General features: G+C 67.4%; 15 protein-coding genes and 1 CRISPR repeat array. Of the genes, 8 read left to right on the top strand and 7 right to left on the bottom strand.

Annotated features, from left to right (window positions below; genetic code table 11):
- Positions 1 to 1,041 (top strand): type I-C CRISPR-associated endonuclease Cas1c, encoded by a 1,041-nt coding sequence (gene cas1c / locus ASG07_RS03505; protein WP_055842195.1) that lies wholly within the window; start codon positions 1 to 3, stop codon positions 1,039 to 1,041.
- A 24-nt stretch (positions 1,042 to 1,065) separates the two neighbouring features.
- On the top strand, positions 1,066 to 1,356 hold the full coding sequence (cas2, locus tag ASG07_RS03500) for a CRISPR-associated endonuclease Cas2 (RefSeq protein WP_055842192.1): 291 nt from the start codon (positions 1,066 to 1,068) through the stop codon (positions 1,354 to 1,356).
- Between the two features lie 185 nt (positions 1,357 to 1,541).
- A CRISPR array of direct repeats spans positions 1,542 to 2,230; the repeat unit is 32 nt; unit sequence GTCGCCCCCCGCGCGGGGGCGTGGATCGAAAC.
- A 320-nt stretch (positions 2,231 to 2,550) separates the two neighbouring features.
- On the opposite strand, the gene ASG07_RS03495 is transcribed toward cas2, so the two are convergent.
- From ASG07_RS03495 to ASG07_RS03485, 3 genes are read right to left on the bottom strand one after another with little or no spacing between them, the layout of a single operon-like run.
- The gene (locus ASG07_RS03495) at positions 2,551 to 4,521 is read right to left on the bottom strand and encodes a M3 family metallopeptidase (RefSeq protein ID WP_055842188.1); all 1,971 of its coding nucleotides are present in this window, start codon (positions 4,519 to 4,521) and stop codon (positions 2,551 to 2,553) included.
- Entirely contained in the window at positions 4,514 to 5,329 is an 816-nt protein-coding gene (locus ASG07_RS03490; protein WP_055842185.1) for a transglutaminase-like domain-containing protein, read from the bottom strand. Before ASG07_RS03490 ends, ASG07_RS03495 begins: the two co-directional genes overlap by 8 nt.
- On the bottom strand, positions 5,323 to 6,243 hold the full coding sequence (locus ASG07_RS03485; RefSeq protein ID WP_055842182.1) for a transglutaminase family protein: 921 nt from the start codon (positions 6,241 to 6,243) through the stop codon (positions 5,323 to 5,325). The genes ASG07_RS03490 and ASG07_RS03485 overlap by 7 nt, the downstream gene beginning before the upstream one ends.
- Here ASG07_RS03485 and ASG07_RS03480 point away from each other — a divergent pair.
- A complete protein-coding gene (locus ASG07_RS03480; RefSeq protein ID WP_236694507.1) occupies positions 6,243 to 7,010 on the top strand; it encodes an N-formylglutamate amidohydrolase in 768 nt (255 codons plus the stop codon). The genes ASG07_RS03485 and ASG07_RS03480 overlap by 1 nt on opposite strands.
- A 125-nt stretch (positions 7,011 to 7,135) precedes the next feature.
- Here ASG07_RS03480 and ASG07_RS03475 read toward each other — a convergent pair whose 3' ends face one another.
- Positions 7,136 to 7,738, bottom strand: a complete 603-nt coding sequence (locus ASG07_RS03475; RefSeq protein ID WP_055842178.1) for a TetR/AcrR family transcriptional regulator — start codon at positions 7,736 to 7,738, stop codon at positions 7,136 to 7,138.
- A 130-nt stretch (positions 7,739 to 7,868) separates the two neighbouring features.
- On the opposite strand from ASG07_RS03475, the gene ASG07_RS03470 reads away from it, so the two are divergent.
- From ASG07_RS03470 to ASG07_RS03460, 3 genes are read left to right on the top strand one after another with little or no spacing between them, the layout of a single operon-like run.
- Positions 7,869 to 9,119, top strand: a complete 1,251-nt coding sequence (locus ASG07_RS03470) for an efflux RND transporter periplasmic adaptor subunit (protein WP_055842174.1) — start codon at positions 7,869 to 7,871, stop codon at positions 9,117 to 9,119.
- A 1-nt stretch (position 9,120) separates the two neighbouring features.
- Complete coding sequence (locus ASG07_RS03465) at positions 9,121 to 12,321, top strand: efflux RND transporter permease subunit (protein WP_055842169.1); 3,201 nt, start codon at positions 9,121 to 9,123, stop codon at positions 12,319 to 12,321.
- Position 12,322: 1 nt separating this feature from the next.
- Entirely contained in the window at positions 12,323 to 13,753 is a 1,431-nt protein-coding gene (locus ASG07_RS03460; protein WP_236694502.1) for an efflux transporter outer membrane subunit, read from the top strand.
- 103 nt (positions 13,754 to 13,856) lie between these two features.
- Here ASG07_RS03460 and ASG07_RS03455 read toward each other — a convergent pair whose 3' ends face one another.
- Positions 13,857 to 16,154, bottom strand: coding sequence for a glycoside hydrolase family 3 N-terminal domain-containing protein (locus tag ASG07_RS03455; protein ID WP_055842166.1), 2,298 nt, complete (start codon positions 16,152 to 16,154; stop codon positions 13,857 to 13,859).
- Between the two features lie 134 nt (positions 16,155 to 16,288).
- On the opposite strand from ASG07_RS03455, the gene ASG07_RS03450 reads away from it, so the two are divergent.
- Together ASG07_RS03450 and ASG07_RS03445 are read left to right on the top strand one after the other, a co-directional pair.
- Positions 16,289 to 17,284: a LacI family DNA-binding transcriptional regulator gene (locus tag ASG07_RS03450; protein ID WP_055842163.1), complete on the top strand. Its 996-nt coding sequence runs from the start codon at positions 16,289 to 16,291 to the stop codon at positions 17,282 to 17,284.
- Complete coding sequence (locus ASG07_RS03445; RefSeq protein WP_055842159.1) at positions 17,281 to 18,705, top strand: glucoamylase family protein; 1,425 nt, start codon at positions 17,281 to 17,283, stop codon at positions 18,703 to 18,705. Before ASG07_RS03450 ends, ASG07_RS03445 begins: the two co-directional genes overlap by 4 nt.
- On the opposite strand, the gene ASG07_RS03440 is transcribed toward ASG07_RS03445, so the two are convergent.
- Both ASG07_RS03440 and ASG07_RS03435 read right to left on the bottom strand, forming a co-directional pair.
- Positions 18,671 to 20,452 (bottom strand): family 43 glycosylhydrolase, encoded by a 1,782-nt coding sequence (locus tag ASG07_RS03440; RefSeq protein WP_055842157.1) that lies wholly within the window; start codon positions 20,450 to 20,452, stop codon positions 18,671 to 18,673. The genes ASG07_RS03445 and ASG07_RS03440 overlap by 35 nt on opposite strands.
- A complete protein-coding gene (locus ASG07_RS03435) occupies positions 20,452 to 21,120 on the bottom strand; it encodes a DUF6445 family protein (protein WP_055842154.1) in 669 nt (222 codons plus the stop codon). Before ASG07_RS03435 ends, ASG07_RS03440 begins: the two co-directional genes overlap by 1 nt.
- Between the last annotated feature and the right edge of the window lie 2 nt (positions 21,121 to 21,122).

Raw genomic sequence — 21,122 nt, 5'->3', positions numbered from 1 at the left:
ATGCGCCGCCACCTCAACACCATCTACGTCACCAGCGAGGACGCGTGGGTGCGCAAGGACGGCGCGAACATCGTCGTCGAGATCGACGGGGCCGAACGGGGCCGCGCACCGATCCACATGATCGGCGCGATCGTCTGCTTCACCCGCGCCGGCATGTCGCCCGCGTTGATGGCCGCCTGTGCGGAGGCCGGCGTCAGCGTGTCCTTCCTCACGCCCCACGGCCGTTTTCAGGCGCGGGTGGAGGGGCCGCGCACCGGCAACGTCCTGCTCCGCCGCGCGCAATATCGCGCCGCCGACGATCCCGCGCTGGCGGTGCCGTTCGCGCGCAGCGTCGTCGCGGCCAAGGCGGCAAACCAGCGCACCGTCATCCGGCGCGCGTTGCGCGATCATGGCGACCGGCTCGATCCGGCGATGCGCGCGGTGCTCGAAGAGGCGGAGTTGCGGCTGGGCGATTGCGCCCGGCGCGCGATGTTCAACGACGACATCGCCTCGCTGCGCGGGATCGAGGGGGAGGCGGCGCTATGTTATTTCTCGGGCTTCAACGGGCTGATCCGCGTGCCCGATCCGGCGCTGATGTTCGGCGGCCGGTCGCGGCGGCCGGCGCTCGACCGCATCAACGCGCTGCTCAACTTCCTGTATGCGCTACTCGGGCATGACTGCCGCTCGGCGCTGGAGAGCGTCGGCCTCGATCCGCAGGTCGGGCTGCTGCACGCCGACCGCCCCGGCCGCGCCAGCCTCGCGCTCGACCTGATCGAGGAGTTCCGCCCGGTGATCGCCGATCGCCTCGCGCTCAGCCTCGTCAACCGTCGTCAGCTCGGCGCGTCGGACTTCGTCATCGACGAGGGCGGCGCGATCACGCTGACCGACCCGGCCCGGCGCACCGTGCTGGAGGCGTGGACCGAGCGGAAGAAGGAAGAACTGCGCCATCCCTTTCTGGGGGAGACGGTGACGCTCGGCCTCGTCCCGCACGTCCAGGCGCAGTTGCTGGCGCGGCATCTGCGCGGCGATCTCGACGGCTATCCGCCGTTCGTGTGGAAATGACGGGGTCGTGCTGATGCCGCCCTTATGCTGATGCTCGTAACCTACGATGTCGGGACGGAGGATACCGCCGGTCGCCGCCGCCTCCGCCGCGTCGCGCGGACCTGCCTCGACTATGGCCAGCGGGTGCAGAACTCGGTCTTCGAGTGCGAGGTCGACCCGGCGCAATGGGCGATGCTGCGCGCGGCCTTGCTGGCGGAAATCGACCCCGCCCGCGACAGCTTGCGCTTTTACGCCCTCGGCGCGAAGGGGCGTGGGAAGGTCGAACATGTCGGTGCGAAGGGCGTGCCCGACCTGCACGCCCCGATCATCCTCTGACCCACCCGCGCGAACCCGAAGCGACGCCCCTGAAAGCCGACGGTTCGCGCAGGCTTTAAGTGGCTGTATTCCCCGAACGCTTTGCGGCAAAAGGTAAAAACATCGCTGCTCGTGACCACCAACCTTACACCCTTCGCGCAAACCCCAAACTTGCCCCTTCTTTCTCAATGTGAAACATGGACGCAGTCGCCCCCCGCGCGGGGGCGTGGATCGAAACGCACCCAGCCCGTAAATCTTGAGCGCTGGCACTGGTCGCCCCCCGCGCGGGGGCGTGGATCGAAACGTTGTCGACGTGCTGCCGCCATTCGACATCCGTGTCGCCCCCCGCGCGGGGGCGTGGATCGAAACGTCGAGACGCGGGGCGATCCGTTCGCGGGGATGGACGTCGCCCCCCGCGCGGGGGCGTGGATCGAAACACAAGCACACCGACGAGCACAAGTCGGTGGTCGGTCGCCCCCCGCGCGGGGGCGTGGATCGAAACTCGCCAAGGCTGGTGCCATCGCCGGACTTTCCAGTCGCCCCCCGCGCGGGGGCGTGGATCGAAACTCCAAGGCCACGATCGCGAACGCGCGCGAGGTACGTCGCCCCCCGCGCGGGGGCGTGGATCGAAACGCGTTCTTCGTGTGCGGCAGGTTCAGACGATCGAGTCGCCCCCCGCGCGGGGGCGTGGATCGAAACGCAGCATATCGCGGCTGATACGCCTCTTAGCGACGTCGCCCCCCGCGCGGGGGCGTGGACCGAAACTGGTCAGGCGATCTACCGTCCGACAAGTGGATGGTCGCTCCCCGCGCGGGGGCATGGATCGAAACAATTCCGGCGGCGCGCACTATGCGGACGTGACCGTGTCGCCGCCCGCGGGGGCGTGGATCGCAACAACATGGTCAAAACGGACAAAGGTCTGCGCGTTGTCACCCCTGCGCGCCCGGATTGAAGGCTGCGTTCCGGTCAGGATCCGGGGCATCTCATCGGTACTCACGACAGCGCGTATCAAGCGGACGATCCGTCACAGCTTTTGGCAACTTAACGGAAGACCGATGCACGCGACCTCGGCTCGGGACAATATCCCATGCACCGGCAACGTCCCTCGTCGCACCAGAAGGGACATTCCGTACCGCACCATCAAACAGCGCTTTGCCGAACAGGAGAATGACCGCCAGACATCGTTGTCCTCGCCTTTCCGACCGGTCGTACCGTTCAAGCCGCCAGCCCCCTGGCCTCCAGCAGCGCCAGCTCGTCCGGCGCCCGTCCGCGAAAAGCCACGTAGGCAGCCATCGGATCGCGGGTGTCGCCCCGGGCCAACACTTCCGTTAGCAGCTTGGCGGCGAGATCGGAGGCAAACAGGTCACCACGCTCCGTAAAGGCCGCGAAGGCATCGGCATCAAGAACTTCGGACCAGAGATAGGCGTAATATCGGCTGGCATAGCCGCCATCGAACACGTGCGTGAAATGCGTCAGGCCATGTCGGGGAACGATCGTGTCGGGCAGGCCGAGTTCCGTCAATAGTGCCGCGCCATCGTCCACCGCGTCCTTGCCGCCGGGGTGGCGGTGCAGCGACAGATCGAGGATCGCTGAAGCGAGGAATTCGACTGTCGCAAACCCTTGGCCATAACGGTCGGCACGCTCGACCGCCTCACAAAGCAGATCCGGCATGCCGAGGCCCGCCAACATCTCGGGCGCGACGATCCAGTGTTCCATGAACTTGCTGGGAAATTCGACGAAGTCGCGCGCTACGGAAGTGCCGGACTGGCTGGGATAGATGACGTCGGACAGAAGCGCGTGCAGCGCGTGGCCGAATTCATGGAACAGCGTGCGTGCCTCGTCGATCGAGAGGCCGGCACCCGGCGCGAAGTTCGCGACGATATACACGATCGGCAGCACCGGAGTGTCCAGCGCCTCCTGCACGCGCAATGCGCCCATCCATGCACCACCATGCTTCTCGGTCCGCACGTGGAAGTCGGTGTAGAGCAGTCCGCGCGATGTGCCGCTCCGGTCGGCGACGGACCACGCCCGAACGTCGTGATGCCAGCCCGGCAGGGCCGGGACTGCGGCGAAATCCAGTCCGTAGAGTCGTCCGGCCACGGCGAAGGCGGTGTCGCGCACCGCGTCGAGCGTCAGGAAGCGGCGGACTGCGCTGCCGTCGAGCGCATAGCGTTCCCGGCGGATGCGTTCGGCGTAGTAGCGCCAGTCCCATGCGGCGACGGGTTCGTCGCCCGCCAGTGCCTGAAGCTCCGCCTGTTCGACCGCGGCCTGCCGCAGCGCCGGTGCCCAGACGCGCATCAACAGCGCCTCCGCCGCATCCGGCGTTTTCGCCATGCTGTCCGCGAGCGCATAATCGGCATAGCTGGCATAGCCGAGCAGGGCGGCCTTTTCCCGGCGGAGCGCCAGCATCTCGTCGATGATCGGGCGATTGTCGTATGCGCCGCCGTCGCCGCGCGCGACGAACGCGCGCCAGACCGTCTCGCGCAGGTCGCGGCGATCGGCGAAGGCGAGGAAGCTCTCCACATCGCCGCGGTCGAGCGTGATGACATGGCCGCCCTGCCCCGTCGCCTCTCCGCGCCGCGCGGTGGCGGCGAGCATCGCGTCCGGCAGTCCCGCACAATCCTCCGCATCAAGGCGCAGCGTCCAGGCGTTCGTCGCCGACAGCACGTTCTGGCCGAACCGCGTGCCGAGCAGCGACAACCGCTCCGCGATGGCGGCGAACCGGGCCTTGTCGTCCGGCCCGAGCAGCGCACCGCCGTCGACAAAGCCACGGCGACTCTTTTCCAGCAACCGCATCTGTGCTTCATCGAGATCCAGCGTGTCACGCCGCATCCACAGTGCATCGACGCGCGCGAACAGACGCGGATCGTGCGAGATGGCGATGCCGTGGCGAGTCAGCATCGCCGACACGTCCGCCTCGCTTGCGCGGATCGGCGGCGTCGCATGGGCAGAGGACAGCGTCCAGAAGATACGGCGGACGCGGGCCAGCGTGCCGCCGGCGCGCTCCATCGCCTCGATCGTATTGGCGAAGTCGGGCGTGGCGGGGTCGGTGGCGATCGCCTCCACCTCCGCCTTCGCCTCCGCCAGCGCGATCGTCAGCGCGGGCAGGAAGGCGTCCGGCGCGATCCGGTCGAACGCCGGCGCTCCGAACGGCAGTTCGCTTTCATCGAGCAGCGGGTCAGGCAATTGCGCTCACCTCGTCGGTATGGACCTGGAACCCGGCGAGTGCGGCGGGGCCGAATGCCGTCGTCAGTGCGGTGTCCGTCGCATCGCGTCCGCGTGCCATCAGGATGCGGCCGATGCGCGGATGATTGTGGCGCGCGTCGAAGGTATGCCACGCACCGCCCAGATACACGTCGAACCACGCGGAGAAGTCCATGGCGGCATCGACCGGCGGGATGCCGATATCGCCGAGATAGCCGGTGCAGTATCGCGCCGGGATGTTCATGCAGCGGCACAGCGTGATCGCAAGATGCGCGAAGTCGCGGCACACGCCCTGCTGCTCCTGATGCGCGTCCCAGGCCGTCTTGGTCGGGCGGGCGTGGTGATAACCGAACTCTACGTGATTATGCGTGAAGTCGACGATCGCCTGCACCCGCTGCCAGCCCGCGGGAACGTGCCCGAACAGGCCCCATGCGGTTTCCGACAGCCGGTCGGTCTCGCAGTAGCGGCTGCCGAGCAGATAGACGAGCACGTCGTCGGGCAGGTCCTCGATCGCGTGCTGCACCGCGTCGGGCGTATACGGGTCGGCTACGCCGCTGTCCTCGATCGTGAAGTCGCAACTCAGCGTCAGGCCGCCGGCCGGGATGGTCAGGCGCGTGCAGACGTTGCCGAACGTATCGACGTAATCGTACATCGGCGCATGCGGCACGCTGGTGATGCGCTGCATCGTCTTCAGGTCCTTGTTCCGCGAAGGATGGATGCTGAGCAGCGCCATCATCGGCGTGGGAACGTCCGTGGCGAAACTGATGTCGTAACCGGCGCGGATCAGCATCGGACAGGCTCCTTCTGGTCGGGGACGGAAACGGGTACGGGCGGCGGACCGGCGACGCTGACGTTCACCGCGACCTCCATGTCGAGGAAACTGCCGGGAAATCCGGCCCATGTGCCGGAGATCGGCACCGCCTGATAGATATCGCGGGCGATGGCGACGCGGATCAGGCCGCGATTGCCGATGATGCCATTGGTCGGATCGAACTCGACCCAGCCCGATCCCGGCAGATAGACGCGCACCCACGCATGCGTGTTGCCGCCACCGACCCGCTCGTCCTGCACGGTCGGATTATAGACATAGCCGGATACGAATCGCGCCGCGAAGCCCAGCGCGCGCACCGCCTCGATCATCAGCATGGCATAGTCGCGGCAGGTGCCCTTGCGCCGTGCCAGCGTCTCGATCGGGGTCTGCGTGCCCTTCTCCGCCCGCGCGACATAGGTGAATTCGCGGCGGATCGCGGTCGTCATGTCGGACAGCAGCGTCAGCGTATCGGTCTGGCCGCTGCCGACGAAACGCCGCGCCCAGCTGTCGATCTGGCGCAGGGGATCGAGATGCTGGCGCTCGATCGAGCGCAGCAGGTCGGGCATTTCCTCGGAGGAATAGGTGAACGGATAGGTTCGCGCATAATCCTCGATATCGACATGATCGAGATCAGCGGGTTCGTGCATCAGGTGGATGCGGCTGTCGAACACCAGCCGTGCAGCCGGCCGGTCGAAGCGGGCGATGGCGACGGCGTTGCCGAACACGTCCTGCAACCAGCGCACGTCGCTGGGCCTGGGCTGGATATCGAGGGTCGCGGACAGCAGATGCTGGTCGTAGCTTTCGCGCGGACGCACCATGATCCGGTGCTCGCCAAAGGATACGGGCTGCCTGTACGTATAGGTCGTGACGTGCGACAGGTTCAGGAATGGCATTGGACGTCCAAGCAAGCCCCCTGTTTGTCGCAGGCGATCCGCCACCCGTCTCGGTGGTCAACCCCGGAGGAGCGTCGCCGTTCCTCTTCATCGGCGATCATGCGGGGAATGTCATCCCTTTGTCACTCGGCACGCTGGGGCTGGATGACGCGGAGCGGGACCGCCACATCGCGTGGGACATCGGGGTGGCCGGTCTGGGCGGGCGACTGGCGGCGGCCATGGATGCCGCGTTCGTGCGCCAGACCTATTCGCGGCTGGTGGTCGACTGCAACCGCCGCCACGATGCGCCCGACGCGATCGCCCCGATCAGCGACGGGACCGTCGTGCCGGGAAACGCCGACCTGACCGGAGCGGACCGGGCGGCGCGCTTCGCGGCGATCCACGAACCCTATCAGACGGCGATCGCGGCGGAGATCGCCCGGCGCACCGCCGCCGGCCAGCCGACGATCCTGATCGCGCTGCACAGCTTCACGCCGGTCTTCGGGGGTGTCGCGCGACCATGGCAGATCGGTGTGCTGCACGACGGCGGCGATGCGGGGTTCGCGCGCGGCTTGCTGGAGGTGCTGCGGCGGGATGCGGACCTGACGGTTGGCGACAACGAGCCGTACCGGATGGACCTGATCGACTATACCGTGCCGCGGCATGCCTATCCCGCAGGGCTGCCCTATGCGGAACTGGAGGTTCGGCAGGACCTGATCGCCGACGATACCGGACAGGCGGCGTGGGCAGCACGGCTGGAACGGGTGCTGCTGGCGACCTCGGGCTAACGCATCGTATCTCGCGGGCTCTCTATCGGTGCCCGGCGTGGGGCGATGCCGCCGACGAGTCGCTTGCGGAAAGGCCCGCCCCCCATCCCCCCGCGGGGGGGGCTTGAGACGGAACTCGCGTCGTATCACCCCAGCGTTCGCAGTTCCCCAAGCTCGTCGTCGACGAACCGCTCCATCCGGTCCGACAAGGCGCGGCAGTCGAGATCGGGGTCGACGATGCGGCGGTTGACCATGCCCAGACCCACGGTCAGGATCATGTCGACCAGCAACACCCGCCGCGCCGCCGCCGCCGGGCCGGGAACGAGCACCTCCAGCGCGATCATCAGGCTGTCCCGCACCTGCGCGTCGAGGTTACGGTGGATGTCGGCGATACGGACGTTGCGCGCACCCTCCGCGACGATCTCCGTCATCATGCGACACTCCTCGATCGGTTCGTCGCATCGGGTGAAGCGGCCGATCCACTCGCGCACCGCGGCGGTATCGCCGTTGCGGACCGACTCGGCGAGCAGATCCTTGGCCAGGAACTCCGCCAGATCGGCCTCGACCAGGGCGGCGACGATATCCTCCTTGCTGGCGAAGTCGCGGTAGATCTGGCCGACACGGACGCCCGACTCCGCAGCGATCTGGGCCACGCCGGTTCCATGAAAACCATTCTCTATGAACAGCTTACGGGATACGTCGAGCAATCTGGCGCGGCGGATATCCGCCTTGTCCGCCCGTGACGGCATGTTGCAGTGCAAAAAACTCACGCGTGGTCCCAACGTCAACACTTGCCAAACCACCCCCGCCGGGCGTAGGCGCGGCAAACGTGAGTGATCGATCACTCACGGTCTCTAGCACAAAGCGTCGGGTCAGATCATGAAGTTTCTTGCGCCGTCCATTGCGCCGCTCGGCCTCGCCATCGCGCTCGCCACGCCGCTGACGCTGGCCGCCTGCGGTGGTGGTGCGCCGCAGCAGCAGGCACCGCAAGGGCCGCCCCAGGTCGGCTTCGTCACGATCCGCGAACAGCCGGTGACGCTGACGACAGAATTGCCCGGCCGCACCAGCGCGTACGAGACGTCGGAGGTCCGGCCGCAGGTCAACGGGCTGGTACTGGCGCGACTGTTTCAGGAGGGCGATTTCGTCCGCGCCGGCCAGCCGCTCTATCGCATCGACGCCGCCCCCTATCAGGCGCAGGTCGCCAGTGCGCGCGCCGCGCTGGCCCGTGCCCGCTCCGCCATCGCATCCAGCCGGGCGCTCGCGCGACGCTATGGCGAGCTGGTCAAGATCAACGCGATCTCGAAGCAGGATTTCGAGAACGCCACCACCAGCGCGCAACAGGCCGAGGCAGATGTCGCCGCGCAGCAGGCCACGCTGCGGACCGCGCAGATCGATCTCGCCCGCACGACGGTGAAGGCCCCGATCGCAGGCCGCATCGGTCGCTCGACCTTCACGACCGGCGCGCTGGTCACGGCGGCGCAGACCGATCCGCTGACCACGATCCAGCGGCTCGACCCGATCTATGTCGATATCCAGCAGTCCAGTGCGGACCTGTTGAAGCTGCGCCAGCAGATCATGTCCGGGCAGTTGTCACGCGGCGGCGGTGCCGCCCGGGTTCGGCTGAAGCTGGAGGACGGCAGCGACTATGGCATCGAGGGGACCCTGAAGTTCGCCGATGTCACGGTCGATCCGACCACTGGCACGCAGGCGATCCGCGCCGTGTTCGCCAATCCCAGGGGGTTGCTGCTGCCCGGCATGTTCGTCCGCGCCGAGCTGGTTCAGGGTACGCAGGGATCCGCGATGCTGGTGCCGCAGCGCGCCGTTTCGCGCGACGAGAAGGGCCAGCCGACGGTCATGGTCGTCGGACAGGGCGACAAGGTCGAGGCGCGCGTACTGACCGCGCCGCGTACGATCGGCGACAACTGGCTGGTCACAGCCGGCCTGAAGCCGGGTGATCGCGTCATCGTCGAGGGCGCGCAGAATTTGCGCCCCGGATCGCCGGTGAAGGCGGTCGCGTGGAGCGACAAGCCGCAGGCGCAGCAGGGTCAGGGCCAAGGGCAGGGTCAGGGTCAGGGTCAGGCTCAGGCTCAGGGTCAGGGTCAGCCCGCGACACAGGGTCAGGCGAAGTAGGATGTCCCGTTATTTCATCGACCGGCCCATCTTCGCATGGGTGCTGGCCCTCGTCCTGATGCTGGCCGGCGGGCTCGCGATCCGCAGCCTGCCGATCGCGCAGTTCCCGACGATCGCGCCGCCCGCCGTCTCGATCACCGCCACCTATCCGGGCGCGGATGCGGAGACGCTGGAAAAGACGACGACGCAGATCATCGAGCAGCAGCTGAAGGGGATCGACAACCTCCGCTACTTCTCGTCCTCGTCTTCGTCGGCGGGCACCGTGACGATCACGGTGACGTTCGAACAGGGGACCGATCCCGACACCGCGCAGGTGCAGGTGCAGAACAAGCTGCAAGCGGCGACCGCGCTGTTGCCGCAGGAGGTCCAGCGTCAGGGGCTTCAGGTCGCGAAATCGGCCGCCAACTTCCTGCTGATCGTCGGCCTGTATTCGGAAAACGGCTCGCACAGCGGCAGCGATCTGGCCGACTATACCGTATCGCGGCTTCAGGACCCGATCAGCCGCGTCACCGGCGTCGGCGAGCTGCAGGTATTCGGCGCGCAGTACGCGATGCGGATCTGGGTCGATCCGGTGAAGCTCAACAGCTATCAGCTGACGATCGCCGACGTGACGGCGGCCGTGACCGCGCAGAACGCGCAGGTTTCCGCCGGGCAGCTGGGTGCGCAGCCCGCGCCCAGGGAGCAGATGCTCAACGCCACCGTGTCGGTGCAGTCGCGGCTCCAGACGCCCGAGGAGTTCGGCAACATTCGCCTGAAATCCACGGCGGGCGGTGCGGTCGTGCGGCTGAACGACGTCGCGCGCGTCGAATTGGGCGCGGAGAATTACGGCTTCGACCTTCAGTATAACGGCCATCCGGCGTCGGGTTTCGGCGTGAAGCTGGCCCCCGGAGCCAACGCGCTCGACACGGTCGAGGCGGTGAAGACCGCGGTCGAGTCGATCGCGAAGGGCTTCCCGGCCGACGTGAAGGTCATCTACCCCTACGACACGACGCCGTTCGTGCGGCTGTCGGTGGAGCAGGTGATCCACACGCTGGTCGAGGCGGTCGTCCTGGTCTTCCTCGTAATGTTCCTCTTCCTCCAGAACTTCCGAGCAACCCTGATCCCGACGATCGCCGTCCCGGTCGTGCTGCTCGGCACCTTCGCGGTCATGCAGCTGGCGGGATATTCGATCAACACGCTGACCTTGTTCGGAATGGTGCTGGCGATCGGCCTGCTGGTCGACGACGCGATCGTCGTCGTCGAGAATGTCGAGCGCCTGATCCAGGAAGAGCATCTGTCCCCGCTGGAGGCCGCGCGGAAATCGATGGACGAGATCAGCGGCGCGCTGATCGGCATCGGCCTCGTCCTGTCGGCCGTGTTCCTGCCGATGGCGTTCTTCGGCGGATCGACAGGCGTCATCTATCGCCAGTTCTCGATCACGATCGTGTCGGCGATGGTCCTGTCGGTGCTGACCGCGCTGATCCTGACTCCGGCGCTCTGCGCGACGATCCTGAAGCCGCACGACCCGACCAAGCACGAGGGCAACGGTCCGCTCGCGCGCTTCTTCCGCTGGTTCAACGACAAGTTCGATCGCGGCACCGAGAAGTACGAGGGCGGCGTGCGGCGCACCGCGACCGGTTGGAAGCGGTCGATGCTCGTCTATCTGCTGATCGTGGTCGGCATGGGCGTCATGTTCTGGCGCCTGCCGTCCGGCTTCCTGCCCGACGAGGATCAGGGCACCGTCATCGCGCTGGTGCAGGGTCCGTCGGGCGCGACCACCGCGCGCACCGACAAGGGGCTAGCGCTGGTCCGCGACCACTTTCTGAATGCGGAGAAGGCGACCGTCAGCGGCGTGTTCACGATCAGCGGCTTCTCTTTTGCCGGTCAGGGGCAGAATGCCGGCCTCGCCTTCATCCAGCTCAAGGACTGGGCGGACCGGTCGGGCGCGGAGAACAAGGCGCAGGCGATCGCCGGACGGGCGATGGGCGCGTTCTCGCAGTTCCACGACGCGATGATCTTCGCGCTCGTGCCGCCCGCGGTGCAGGAACTCGGCAACGCCACCGGCTTCGACGTACAGCTCGTCGATACGGCGGGGATCGGCCATGAAAAGCTGCTCGCCGCGCGCAACATGATGCTGGGCATGGCGATGGGCGACGCGCGCCTGTCGCAGGTGCGCCCGCTCAGCCTGGACGATGCGCCGCAGTTGAAGGTCAACGTCGATCAGGACAAGGCGCGCGCGCTCGGGCTCGACCTGTCCACCGTCAATTCGACGATCTCGACCGCGTGGGGTGGCGCATACGTCAACGACTTCATCGACCGTGGCCGCGTCAAGCGCGTCTACATCCAGGCCGATGCCCCGTACCGTCTGGCGCCCGACGACATCGGCGACTTCTACGTCCGTGGCGCCAGCGGGACGATGGCACCGTTCACCGCCTTCTCGACGCTCAACTGGGCGCAGGCACCGGTGCAGTTGACCCGCTATAACGGCCAGCCCGCGATGCAGCTTCAGGGTGCGCCGGGTCAGGGCCTGAGCACGGGCGACGCGATGGCGGCGATGGAGGAGATCCACGCCAAGCTACCGCCGGGAACCGCGCTGGAATGGACCGGCCTGTCGTACGAGGAGCGGCTGTCGGGCGGTCAGGCTCCTGCCCTCTACGCGCTGTCGTTGATCCTCGTCTTCCTCTGCCTCGCGGCGTTGTACGAGAGCTGGTCGGTGCCGATCTCGGTATTGCTCGTCGTGCCGCTCGGCGTGGTCGGTGCGCTGCTGGCGGCCGCCATCACGGGACTGAACAACGACATCTACCTTCAGGTCGGCCTCATCACCACGATCGGCGTGGCGGCGAAGAACGCGATCCTGATCGTGGAGTTCGCGGAAGAGCGCATCCAGGAAGGCATGAGCGCGTTCGACGCGGCGATCGCGGCGGCCAAGCTGCGTCTCCGCCCGATCCTGATGACCTCGCTGGCGTTCGTGTTCGGCGTGATGCCGCTGGCGCTGACCACCGGCGCGGGCGCGGGCGGCCAGAACGCGATCGGTCGCGCCGTGGTCGGCGGCATGTTGTCGGCTACGGTTTTCGCGATCTTTTTCGTGCCGATGTTCTTCGTAGTCGTCAGCCGCCTGTTCGGCCATGGTCAGGGCAAGACGTCCGCCGCCGACGATATCAACGCCTCCGATCGCGGCGATACGCCGTCGGCAGGCAGCGGCCCCGCGCCGCAGGGAGCGTGAAGTGACCAAATCCCTTCTGGCGTTGCTCGCCGGGGCGACGATGCTCGCCGGCTGCAATCTCGCGCCGAAATACGTCCGCTCGGCCAACGCCGTCCCCGCGGAGGTACCGCAGGGCGGCGTCTATCCGGCGGCGTCGACCGACGCGGCGGACGTGACGGCGATCGGTTGGCGCGATTTCTTCGTCGATCCGAAGCTGCGCGACGTGATCGCGCTGGGGCTAGAGAATAATCGCGACCTGCAACTCGCCACGGCCAATGTGCTGCAGGCGCGCGCGCAATACCGCATCCAGCGCGCAGACCTGTTGCCGACGATCAGCGCCAACGGGTCGCTGACCTATACCAACAACCTGTTCGGTGCCCCCGCCGCAGCGGTGCCGGGCACCGGTACGACGCCCGCGGCGTCGAGCAGCAATATCGAGATCTACTCGGCGAATGTCGGCGTGTCGCAGTTCGAGCTCGATCTGTTCGGCCGCGTCCGCAACCTGAGCCGTGCGGCACTCGAACAATATTTCGCCACCGAGGAAGCACAGCGCGCCGCGCGCGTCAGCCTGATCGCGGAGATCGCCGCCGCGTACCTGACGATGGCGTCGGATCAGGACCAGCTCGTCACCGCGCGCGACACGCTGGACAGCTTTCGCCAGTCGCTGGAACTGACGCAGGCGCAATTTCGCATCGGCGTCATCTCTGAACTGGAGGTGCGTCAGGCGGACACGCTGTATCAGGCGGCCCGCAACGACATCGCCGCGATCCAGACGCGGATCGCGCAGGACCAGAATGCGCTGAACCTGCTGGTCGGCACCACCGTCGCCCGCGACCTGCTGCCGACGACGCTGACGACGCATACGATCCCGACGCTGCCCGCGAATCTCGCCTCGACGGTGCTGCTTCGGCGGCCGGACGTGTTGCAGGCGGAACATCAGCTGATCGCGCAGAACGCCAATATCGGTGCGGCGCGCGCCGCGCTGTTCCCGACCATCTCGCTGACCGCGACGCTTGGCACGATCAGCACCGCGCTCAGCGGCCTGTTCGGCAACAATACCGAGAACTGGACGGTCAATCCCGCCGCGACGCTGCCGATCTTCGACTTCGGCCGACGCAAGGGCAATGTCCGCTACGCCGAAGCGAGCCAGCAGGCGGCGCTCGCGACCTACGAAAAGACGCTCCAGACCGCGTTCCGCGAAGTCGCCGACGCACTGGCGACGCGCGGCACGATCGACGAGCAGGTATCGGCACGGACGGCACGGGCAGATTCGGCGAACGTCGCGGTGCGGCTTTCGGACGCGCGCTACCGGTCGGGCGTGGACTCGTTCCTCAATACGCTGGACGCGCAGCGTACCGCATACGGCGCGCGGCAGGATCTGGTGACGACGCGGCTGGCGCGCGCGAACAATCTGGTCGAGCTGTACCGCGCCTTCGGGGGCGGGTTGAACTGACGGTCAACCCGTCGTTGTGACGAGCGTCGCGACGCGGCGACCCGGAACCGAACGTCCGGGTCCAGAGTGCTTCGCGATGCTAGTAGCGACGAAAAGATCCCCCTCACCCCGCCGCCAGCACGAAACGTCCCGTCACACCCTCCGCTTGGGCGGACGGGGCGATCCAGACGTCGAACTCGCCGGCCTCGACGGTCGGCTTCATATCGACGCCGATGAACTCCAGATCGCTGCGCTTCAGCGTAAACCGCACCGTCTCGCCCGCGCCCGGTGCCAGCCTCACCTTGCGAAACGCCTTCATCTCGCGGACCGGTCGGGTGATCGTCGCCACACGGTCGCGGATGTAGAGCTGGACCGTCTCCTCCGCCGTCCGCGCGCCGGTGTTCGTCACCGTCGCGGCGATCTCGATCACGCCGTTCCACGCCATCGTCGGCGGCAGCGACAGGGCTGAATAACCGATCGTGCCGTAGGTCAGCCCGTGGCCGAACGGATACAGCGCGGCGTTCAGCGCAGTGCGGTATTTCGCCTTATAGGTATCGGACAGCGCCTGCGCGGGGCGGCCGGTCGCCTTGTGATCGTAATGATATGGCTCCTGCCCGCTCTCGAAGGGGAAGCTCATCGGCAGGCGGCCGGACGGGCTCGCCGTGCCGAACAGGATGTCGGCGGTCGCGTTACCGCTTTCCGATCCCAGGAACCACGTCACGAGGATCGCGGGGGCGTCGCGCACCACACCCGTCAGCGCCAGCGCACGACCGTTCTTGAGGACGATCACGACCGGCTTGCCCGTTGCCGCGACCGCCTCCGCCAGCGCCTGTTGCGGGGCGGGCACGACAATCTCGGTCCGCGACTGCGCCTCGCCGGACATGCCCTCGTTCTCGCCGATCGCGAGCAGCACGATGTCCGCCGCGCGCGCTGCGGCGACCGCCGCCTCGATCCCGCCGGGGATCGGCTTCTCGACATCGCAACCGGCGACCACGGTCAGGGCGTTTTGGTCCTTCAGCGCGCCACGGATGCCGGTCGCCAGATCGACCGCATTGGCGTTGTCGCCGTAGACGACCCACGGACCGTTCAGATCGTGCTGCCCGCTGGCAAAGGGACCGATCAGCGCGATGCGCTTGCCCGATGTAGGCAGCGGCAACAGCCCGCCGTCGTTCTTCAACAAGACGATCGATCGCCGCGCCGCCTCTCGCGACAGCGCCAGATTGGCCCGCGTCCGCGAACGCGCCTTCTCGCGCTTCACGTCGATCCGCCGGAACGGATCGTCGAACAGGCCGAGCATGTGCTTCACCGCCAGTACGCGCCGCACCGAGGCGTCGAGCGTCGCCTGCGGCACCAGCCCCTCGCGCACCAGTCCGGGCAGGTGCAGCATGTAGAGGTTGCTCTGCATCGACATGTCGACGCCCGCCATGAACGCGATCCGCGCAGCGTCCCGGCCATCTTCGGCAAAACCGGCGGCGATCATCTCCTCGTCGCCGGTGTAGTCGGACACGACGATGCCGGGAAAGCGCCACTCGTCGCGCAGAACCGTCTTCATCAGCCACGGATTGCCCGTCGCCGGGATGCCCGCGATCTCGTTGAACGACGCCATCGCCGACATCGCGCCCGCGTCGAAGCCGGCCTTGTAAGGGGGCAGATAGACCTCGCGCAGCGTGCGTTCGGACAGGTCGACGACGTTGTAATCAAGGCCGGACTCCGCCGCGCCGTAGGCGGCGAAATGCTTGATGCAGGCCATCATCGCGTCGTCGGCCTTCAGGTCGCGTCCCTGAAAGCCGCGGACGCGCGCGGCGGCGAACAGTTCGCCCAGCCGCACGTCCTCGCCCGCACCTTCCATCGTCCGGCCCCAGCGCTGGTCGCGCGCGATGTCGACCATCGGGAAAAACGTCCAGTCGATACCCGCGCCGGCCGCCTCCGATGCCGCCACGCGCGCTGTCCGCATCGCCAGATCCGGGTCGAAGCTCGCCGCCTCCGCGACTGGGACGGGAAAGATGGTGCGGTGGCCATGGATCACGTCGGCGGCGAAGATCAGCGGAATCTTCAGGCGCGAACCCTGCATCACCGCGCGCTGCATCCGTTCCGCCATGACCGCGCCGTTGCCGTTGAATACGCCCGTCAGCTTGCCCGCGACGGCATCGGCGACCTGTCCCTCGAAACTCGGTCCCGTCGATGGCGGGTTGAGCGCGGTGGCGACGCCGCCGCCCCACGCGGCGGCATTCAGCGTCAACTGCCCCGCCTTTTCCTCCAGCGTCATCCGCGCGATCAGCGCGTCGACCGGGGCGGGCACCACGCCCATCCGGATCGTCGCATCGGCCTGCATCAGCAGCGCGCGCGCCGGGCTGCTCGCCCAAGCGGCGACGGCACCGGCCCCCATCAGCGCCGCGCGGCGCGAAAGTCGCGTATCGACCATGGTCAGGCCCCTCCTCAAACTGGTTCCGGAGCCTCGCACCCTTTGCTCTTGCCGCCGGCCGTAACCGGTTACATAGACGATGCCGAAGGGTGATGACAATCGCCGAACCGCCCATAACGGGCCAGAGGAGACGGATGGGAGAGCCGACGATCCGCGACGTGGCGGCCCGTGCGCAGGTATCGGTTGCGTCCGTATCGCGCGCGATGAACGGCGCGAACAACGTCCATCCGGATACGCGCGCCCGCATCGCGGATGCGGCCAAGGCGCTCGGCTATATCCCCCATGCCGGTGCGCGCAGCCTGAGCCTCGCGCGGTCGCACGCGATCGGCGTCGTGCTCCCCGACCTGCACGGAGAGTTCTTTTCCGAACTGGTGCGCGGGATCGATCGCGCGGCGAGCGAGGCGGGCTATCACCTGCTGCTGTCGAACATCCACGCCGATGCCGGGCTGGCAGCACAGGCGATGCGAACGATGCGCGGGCGGGTCGACGGGCTGATCGTCATGGCCCCGCAATTCGGGCGCACGTTGCTGGACGCCTCGCTGCCCGGATCGCTGCCCTCGGTGCTGGTCGCGACACCGGATGCGGGTGAGCGCGCTTCGCTCAGGATCGACAATGCGCAAGGGTCGGCGGAGATGGTCCGGCATCTGGTCGCGACCGGCCGCCGCAGGATCGTCCACGTCACCGGCGGGCAAGCGAACCTCGACGCCCGCGAACGGTCCGGAGCGTACCGGGCTGCCCTTGCGGAGGCTGGTCTGGAGCCGCCGTGCGATCCGGTCGAGGGAGATTTCCAGGAAGCGGCGGGGCTGCTGGCGGTGCGGAAGCTGGTGACCGACGGTACCGGATTCGACGCGATCTTCGCTGCCAACGACATGATGGCGCTGGGCGCGCTGCAAGGGCTGCGCGAGGCCGGGCTGGGGGTGCCGCACAGCATCGCGGTCGCCGGCTTCGACGACATCCCGCTTGCCCGCTATCTGGGCCTGACGACGGTCAGCCTCGACATCGCCGGCATGGGCGCGCGCGCGGTCGAGCGACTGGTCGCGGCGCTGGAGAACAAGACCGGCGACGGTCCGGCCGAGGAACGGATCGGCACGACGCTGGCGATACGCGACACCACAGGAGGGATGACATGACGATCGACCGGCGCAGGTTCCTCGGCTCGGCAGCGGTGGCCGCCGCCGGCGCCGCCTTGCCCTTGCACGCCGCGCGCGCCGGACGCGTCCTGCCCGCGCCGTTCGACGATATCGAGCGGCGGACGTTCAACTATTTCTGGGAGCGGACGAACAAGGCGAACGGCCTCGTCCCCGATCGCTGGCCGACGCCGTCCTTCGCCAGCATCGCGGCGGTCGGCTTCGGCCTGACCGCCTGGCCGCTCGGTGTCGAGCGCGGCTGGATCACGCGCAAACAGGCCCGCGACCTGACGCTGACGACGTTGCGTTTCTTCGCCGGTCTGCCCAGTGGCGATGCGGAGACGGGGATGGCCGGGCACAAGGGCTTTTTCTACCACTTCCTCGACATGGAGACCGGACTGCGCTTTCGCGATACGGAATTGTCCAGCGTCGACAGTACGTTGCTGTTTCTGGGTATGCTCTACGCGGGGGCGTGGTTCGACGGCGCCGATCCGGTCGAGACGGAGATAAGACGGCTGGCGACAGACATCGTCGAGCGCGCCGACTGGGTGTGGTTCCAGCGCGGCCAGCCGCAGATTTCGATGGGCTGGCATCCGGGCACAGGATTCATCGCGCGCAACTGGGATGGATATAATGAGGGGATGATGGTCTACATCCTCGGGCTGGGCGCGACCAAGCACCCGCTCGCGGATGGTGCGTGGGGGGCGTGGACGCACAGCTACTCCGGCTTCTGGCGCGGCAGCGGGTCGACGCGTCATCTCGCCTTCGCACCGCTGTTCGGGCATCAGTACAGCCAGATGTGGATCGATTTCCGCGGCATCCGCGACGAACCGATGCGCGCGGCAGGCTTCGACTATTGCGAGAACAGCCGCCGCGCGACGTACGCCAACCGCGCGTGGTGCATCGCCAATCCGATGAAGTGGGACAGCTATTCGAAGGACATCTGGGGCCTGACGGCGTGCGACGGGCCAACCAACGCCGAACTGCCGTTCAGGGGCGAGACCCGAACCTTCTTCGGCTATTCCGCGCGCGGGCCGGTCGACCAGCCGGACGGGCGCGACGACGGCACGCTGGCCCCCACCGCCGCGCTCGGCTCGCTCGCGTTCGCGCCGGAGATCTGCATCCCCGCCGGACAGGCGATGCATCGCTTCCAGAACGGGCGGCTGTACGGACGGTACGGCTTCCTCGACGCGTTCAACCCGAGCTTTCGGTACGACACGAAGCTGGACACTGGCACCGTGACGAAGGACGGAGGCTGGGTGGCGAAGGACTATCTGGGTATCGATCAGGGTGCGATACTGGGCGCGATCGCCAATTACCGCAACGAGGGCGTGTGGCGCGTGATGCGGCGGTCGCCGACGATCCGGCGGGGGCTGACGCGCGCCGGCTTCACCGGCGGCTGGTTATCCGTACCGGCCGGCTGAGCCGCGACACGCCGCGTTCGTCGAACGCCTCGATCGCGACCCAGTAATCCTGATCGACGTTCAGCGCGCGCAGCGCCAGCCGGTCCGGGCGATCGTCCGCGAATAGCTGATAGGTCAGCGTCAGCCGGTCGGGCCTGAGCCCCCAGCGGACGTTGTAGCCGATCACGCCCGATACCGGCCGCCATGCGATGTCGGCGTTGCGGCGATCCGCCTGCCGCTCTCCACGCAGCCCCTTCGGCATCGCCGGTGGAGGGCCGTCGGCGTTGCCGAACACCCGTAGGTCGCCGATCGCCAGCGTCGCGCTGCCGACGTGACCGTGGACGTAGCGGACGTATCGCGCCCGCACCGGCGCAGGCAGTTCGAAATAGGCGTTTGGACGGTCGCGCCGGGGCGGCTCCGTGCGTGCGATCGGCATCCAGCGTGCGCCGTCGAGCGACGCCTCCAGCGCGAACTCGGTATAGATGTCGGGCGCATCGGCGAAGCGGCCCGACTTGTAGTCGGCGAAGTTCACCTGCACCGCGCGGACCGTCTTCGTCGCGCCGAGGTCGAGCGTCAGCGTTTCGCCCGGTACGTTTCGGCCGGCAACCCAGAAGGTGCGCGGGTCTTCGTCAGCGGCCCGCGGCGCCGCATATTCACCCTCGGTCGAGGATGCGGTGGCCGGCTTGCGATAGGAAAGCAGCATCCAGCCGGTAAAATATGCGTCGAGGTCGTCGACTTTCCGGTCCGGTGCGTAATGCGGCAGGTCGCCGAACCGCGTCGACACGATCATCTGGCCGTCGTCGGCGAACCGGGTCGGGAACATCGCGATCCGCCGTTCGAACGCCCAGTTATGGCCGATCCACGGCGTGCCGGTGTTCCACCAGTTGCCGTGCGCATCCTCGAACGTCGATCCGTGTCCCGCCCCCTGCACGAAACCGCCCGGCTTGTACGCGACCGGGTTCCACGGCGCGTAGGTGAACGGCCCGAGCGGCGACGTCGCCGTATAGGTCCCGTTGGCGTAGACGTTATATTCGGTTCCGGGCGCGCCATATTGAAGGTAATAGGTGCCGCGCACCTTCGTCATCCACGCCCCCTCCATAAAGGGCGTGATCGGCGTTCCGTTCGGCAGCGTGCCGCTATGATCCTGTCCGAACCGTTCCCAGCCGTGCTTCAGCGGATCAAGTCCGAACAAAGGTTTTGGCATGCCGATATAGGCAAGCGACCGGTTCGGATCGAGTTCGATGCCATACAGCGGAAAGACGTTCGACGAGTTCCAGTACAGATACCAACGCCCGTCATCGTCCTTGAACAGCGCCGGGTCCCACGGTCCCGGTGGAACCTGACCGGGCTTCATCGTATCCTCGAACCCCGATCGCACCATGCCGGGCAGCGGCGGCATTCGACGGGTCAGGAACTCCAGTCTGCCGCTCGCCGGATCGTCGCTGACCAGCACCGCGCCCTGATCGGTCATCGACGGCATGATGTAGAGCCGCTCCCCGTCCGACCACACCGCCGGCGCGACGATGCCACGGAACGGCCAGCGGCTGGGCTTCACGAACGTCCATGTCACGAGATCGGTCGAGCGCCAGTATCCGTCCGCCAGCGTCTGGAAAAGGTAATAGGCTCCCTTGTGCCGCACGATCGCCGGGTCCGCGCCGGTGCGGTACGAGATGCCCTCGTTCACCTGCTCCCAGTTATAACGGTAATCGATGTCGATGGGGTTGGCGTAGGTCTGTAGCGCCGCCGCCAGCATCGCCACGACCCGCATCACCGCCCCCGGACGAAGATGTTCGTCGTCAGCCGGCCGACGCGCGGATCGGCACTCAGCACGGCGTCGGCGGGAATGATGCCGGAATGCAGCAGCCGTCCCTGATAGATGACCAGCCGGTCCGCCTTGCCCTCAACCGAGCCGATGCGTTCGAAGCGATCATCGTCGGCGACGATATAGCCGTCCCCCGCCCCCTCCGCCCGGACGGTCGTAACGAAGCGATCGTAGGTTGCCGGCGTCACCGCCTCGATCCCGGTCGATCGCTGTCGGTAGAAGGCCGTACCCGGCGTGGCCGTCAGATAGTGCAGCACAGCGATGTAGTTCGCATCGGTGGAGTCGAAATGCGGCGCACGCTGCGCCGCCGACAGCGTCGCGGGCGCGGCGGTGACCATCGAGAAGCTCGCCTCCAGCAGGTCGAACGCGTCCACATCGAACCCGCCGGCGATGAACGGCGCGGTCTCCTCCAGCAGATCGCGGACATAGCCGAACGCTGCGGCGTCGCTATCTTCGATCACCCGGCGGACGCCCGGATAGTGCGGGTTCGGCCCTTTCGGGAACGGCGCAAGCGCCGCCGCCATGTCGACGATCGCCGGGACCCTGCCCGACGCATCGTCGACGATGACGACGGGGTGGCGCCCCGCCCCGACCAGTTCCCGCCGCGGCGTCACTT

Source organism: Sphingomonas sp. Leaf343, from assembly GCF_001423765.1.
GTDB lineage: Bacteria > Pseudomonadota > Alphaproteobacteria > Sphingomonadales > Sphingomonadaceae > Sphingomonas.
Note: the sequence above shows the minus strand (reverse complement) of the source record. Positions and strands in the feature narration are given on the sequence as shown.

What these genes read in the sequence shown, in the direction of transcription:
- ASG07_RS03470 (WP_055842174.1), top strand. Translation starts at nt 7,869, where the DNA reads ATGAAGTTTCTTGCGCCGTCCATTGCGCCGCTCGGCCTCGCCATCGCG.
- ASG07_RS03445 (WP_055842159.1), top strand. Translation starts at nt 17,281, where the DNA reads ATGACGATCGACCGGCGCAGGTTCCTCGGCTCGGCAGCGGTGGCCGCC.
- ASG07_RS03440 (WP_055842157.1), bottom strand. Translation starts at nt 20,452, where the DNA reads ATGCGGGTCGTGGCGATGCTGGCGGCGGCGCTACAGACCTACGCCAAC.
- ASG07_RS03455 (WP_055842166.1), bottom strand. Translation starts at nt 16,154, where the DNA reads ATGGTCGATACGCGACTTTCGCGCCGCGCGGCGCTGATGGGGGCCGGT.
- ASG07_RS03490 (WP_055842185.1), bottom strand. Translation starts at nt 5,329, where the DNA reads ATGCTGATCCGCGCCGGTTACGACATCAGTTTCGCCACGGACGTTCCC.
- ASG07_RS03475 (WP_055842178.1), bottom strand. Translation starts at nt 7,738, where the DNA reads ATGCCGTCACGGGCGGACAAGGCGGATATCCGCCGCGCCAGATTGCTC.
- ASG07_RS03485 (WP_055842182.1), bottom strand. Translation starts at nt 6,243, where the DNA reads ATGCCATTCCTGAACCTGTCGCACGTCACGACCTATACGTACAGGCAG.
- ASG07_RS03465 (WP_055842169.1), top strand. Translation starts at nt 9,121, where the DNA reads ATGTCCCGTTATTTCATCGACCGGCCCATCTTCGCATGGGTGCTGGCC.
- cas2 (WP_055842192.1), top strand. Translation starts at nt 1,066, where the DNA reads ATGCTGATGCTCGTAACCTACGATGTCGGGACGGAGGATACCGCCGGT.
- ASG07_RS03450 (WP_055842163.1), top strand. Translation starts at nt 16,289, where the DNA reads ATGGGAGAGCCGACGATCCGCGACGTGGCGGCCCGTGCGCAGGTATCG.
- cas1c (WP_055842195.1), top strand. Translation starts at nt 1, where the DNA reads ATGCGCCGCCACCTCAACACCATCTACGTCACCAGCGAGGACGCGTGG.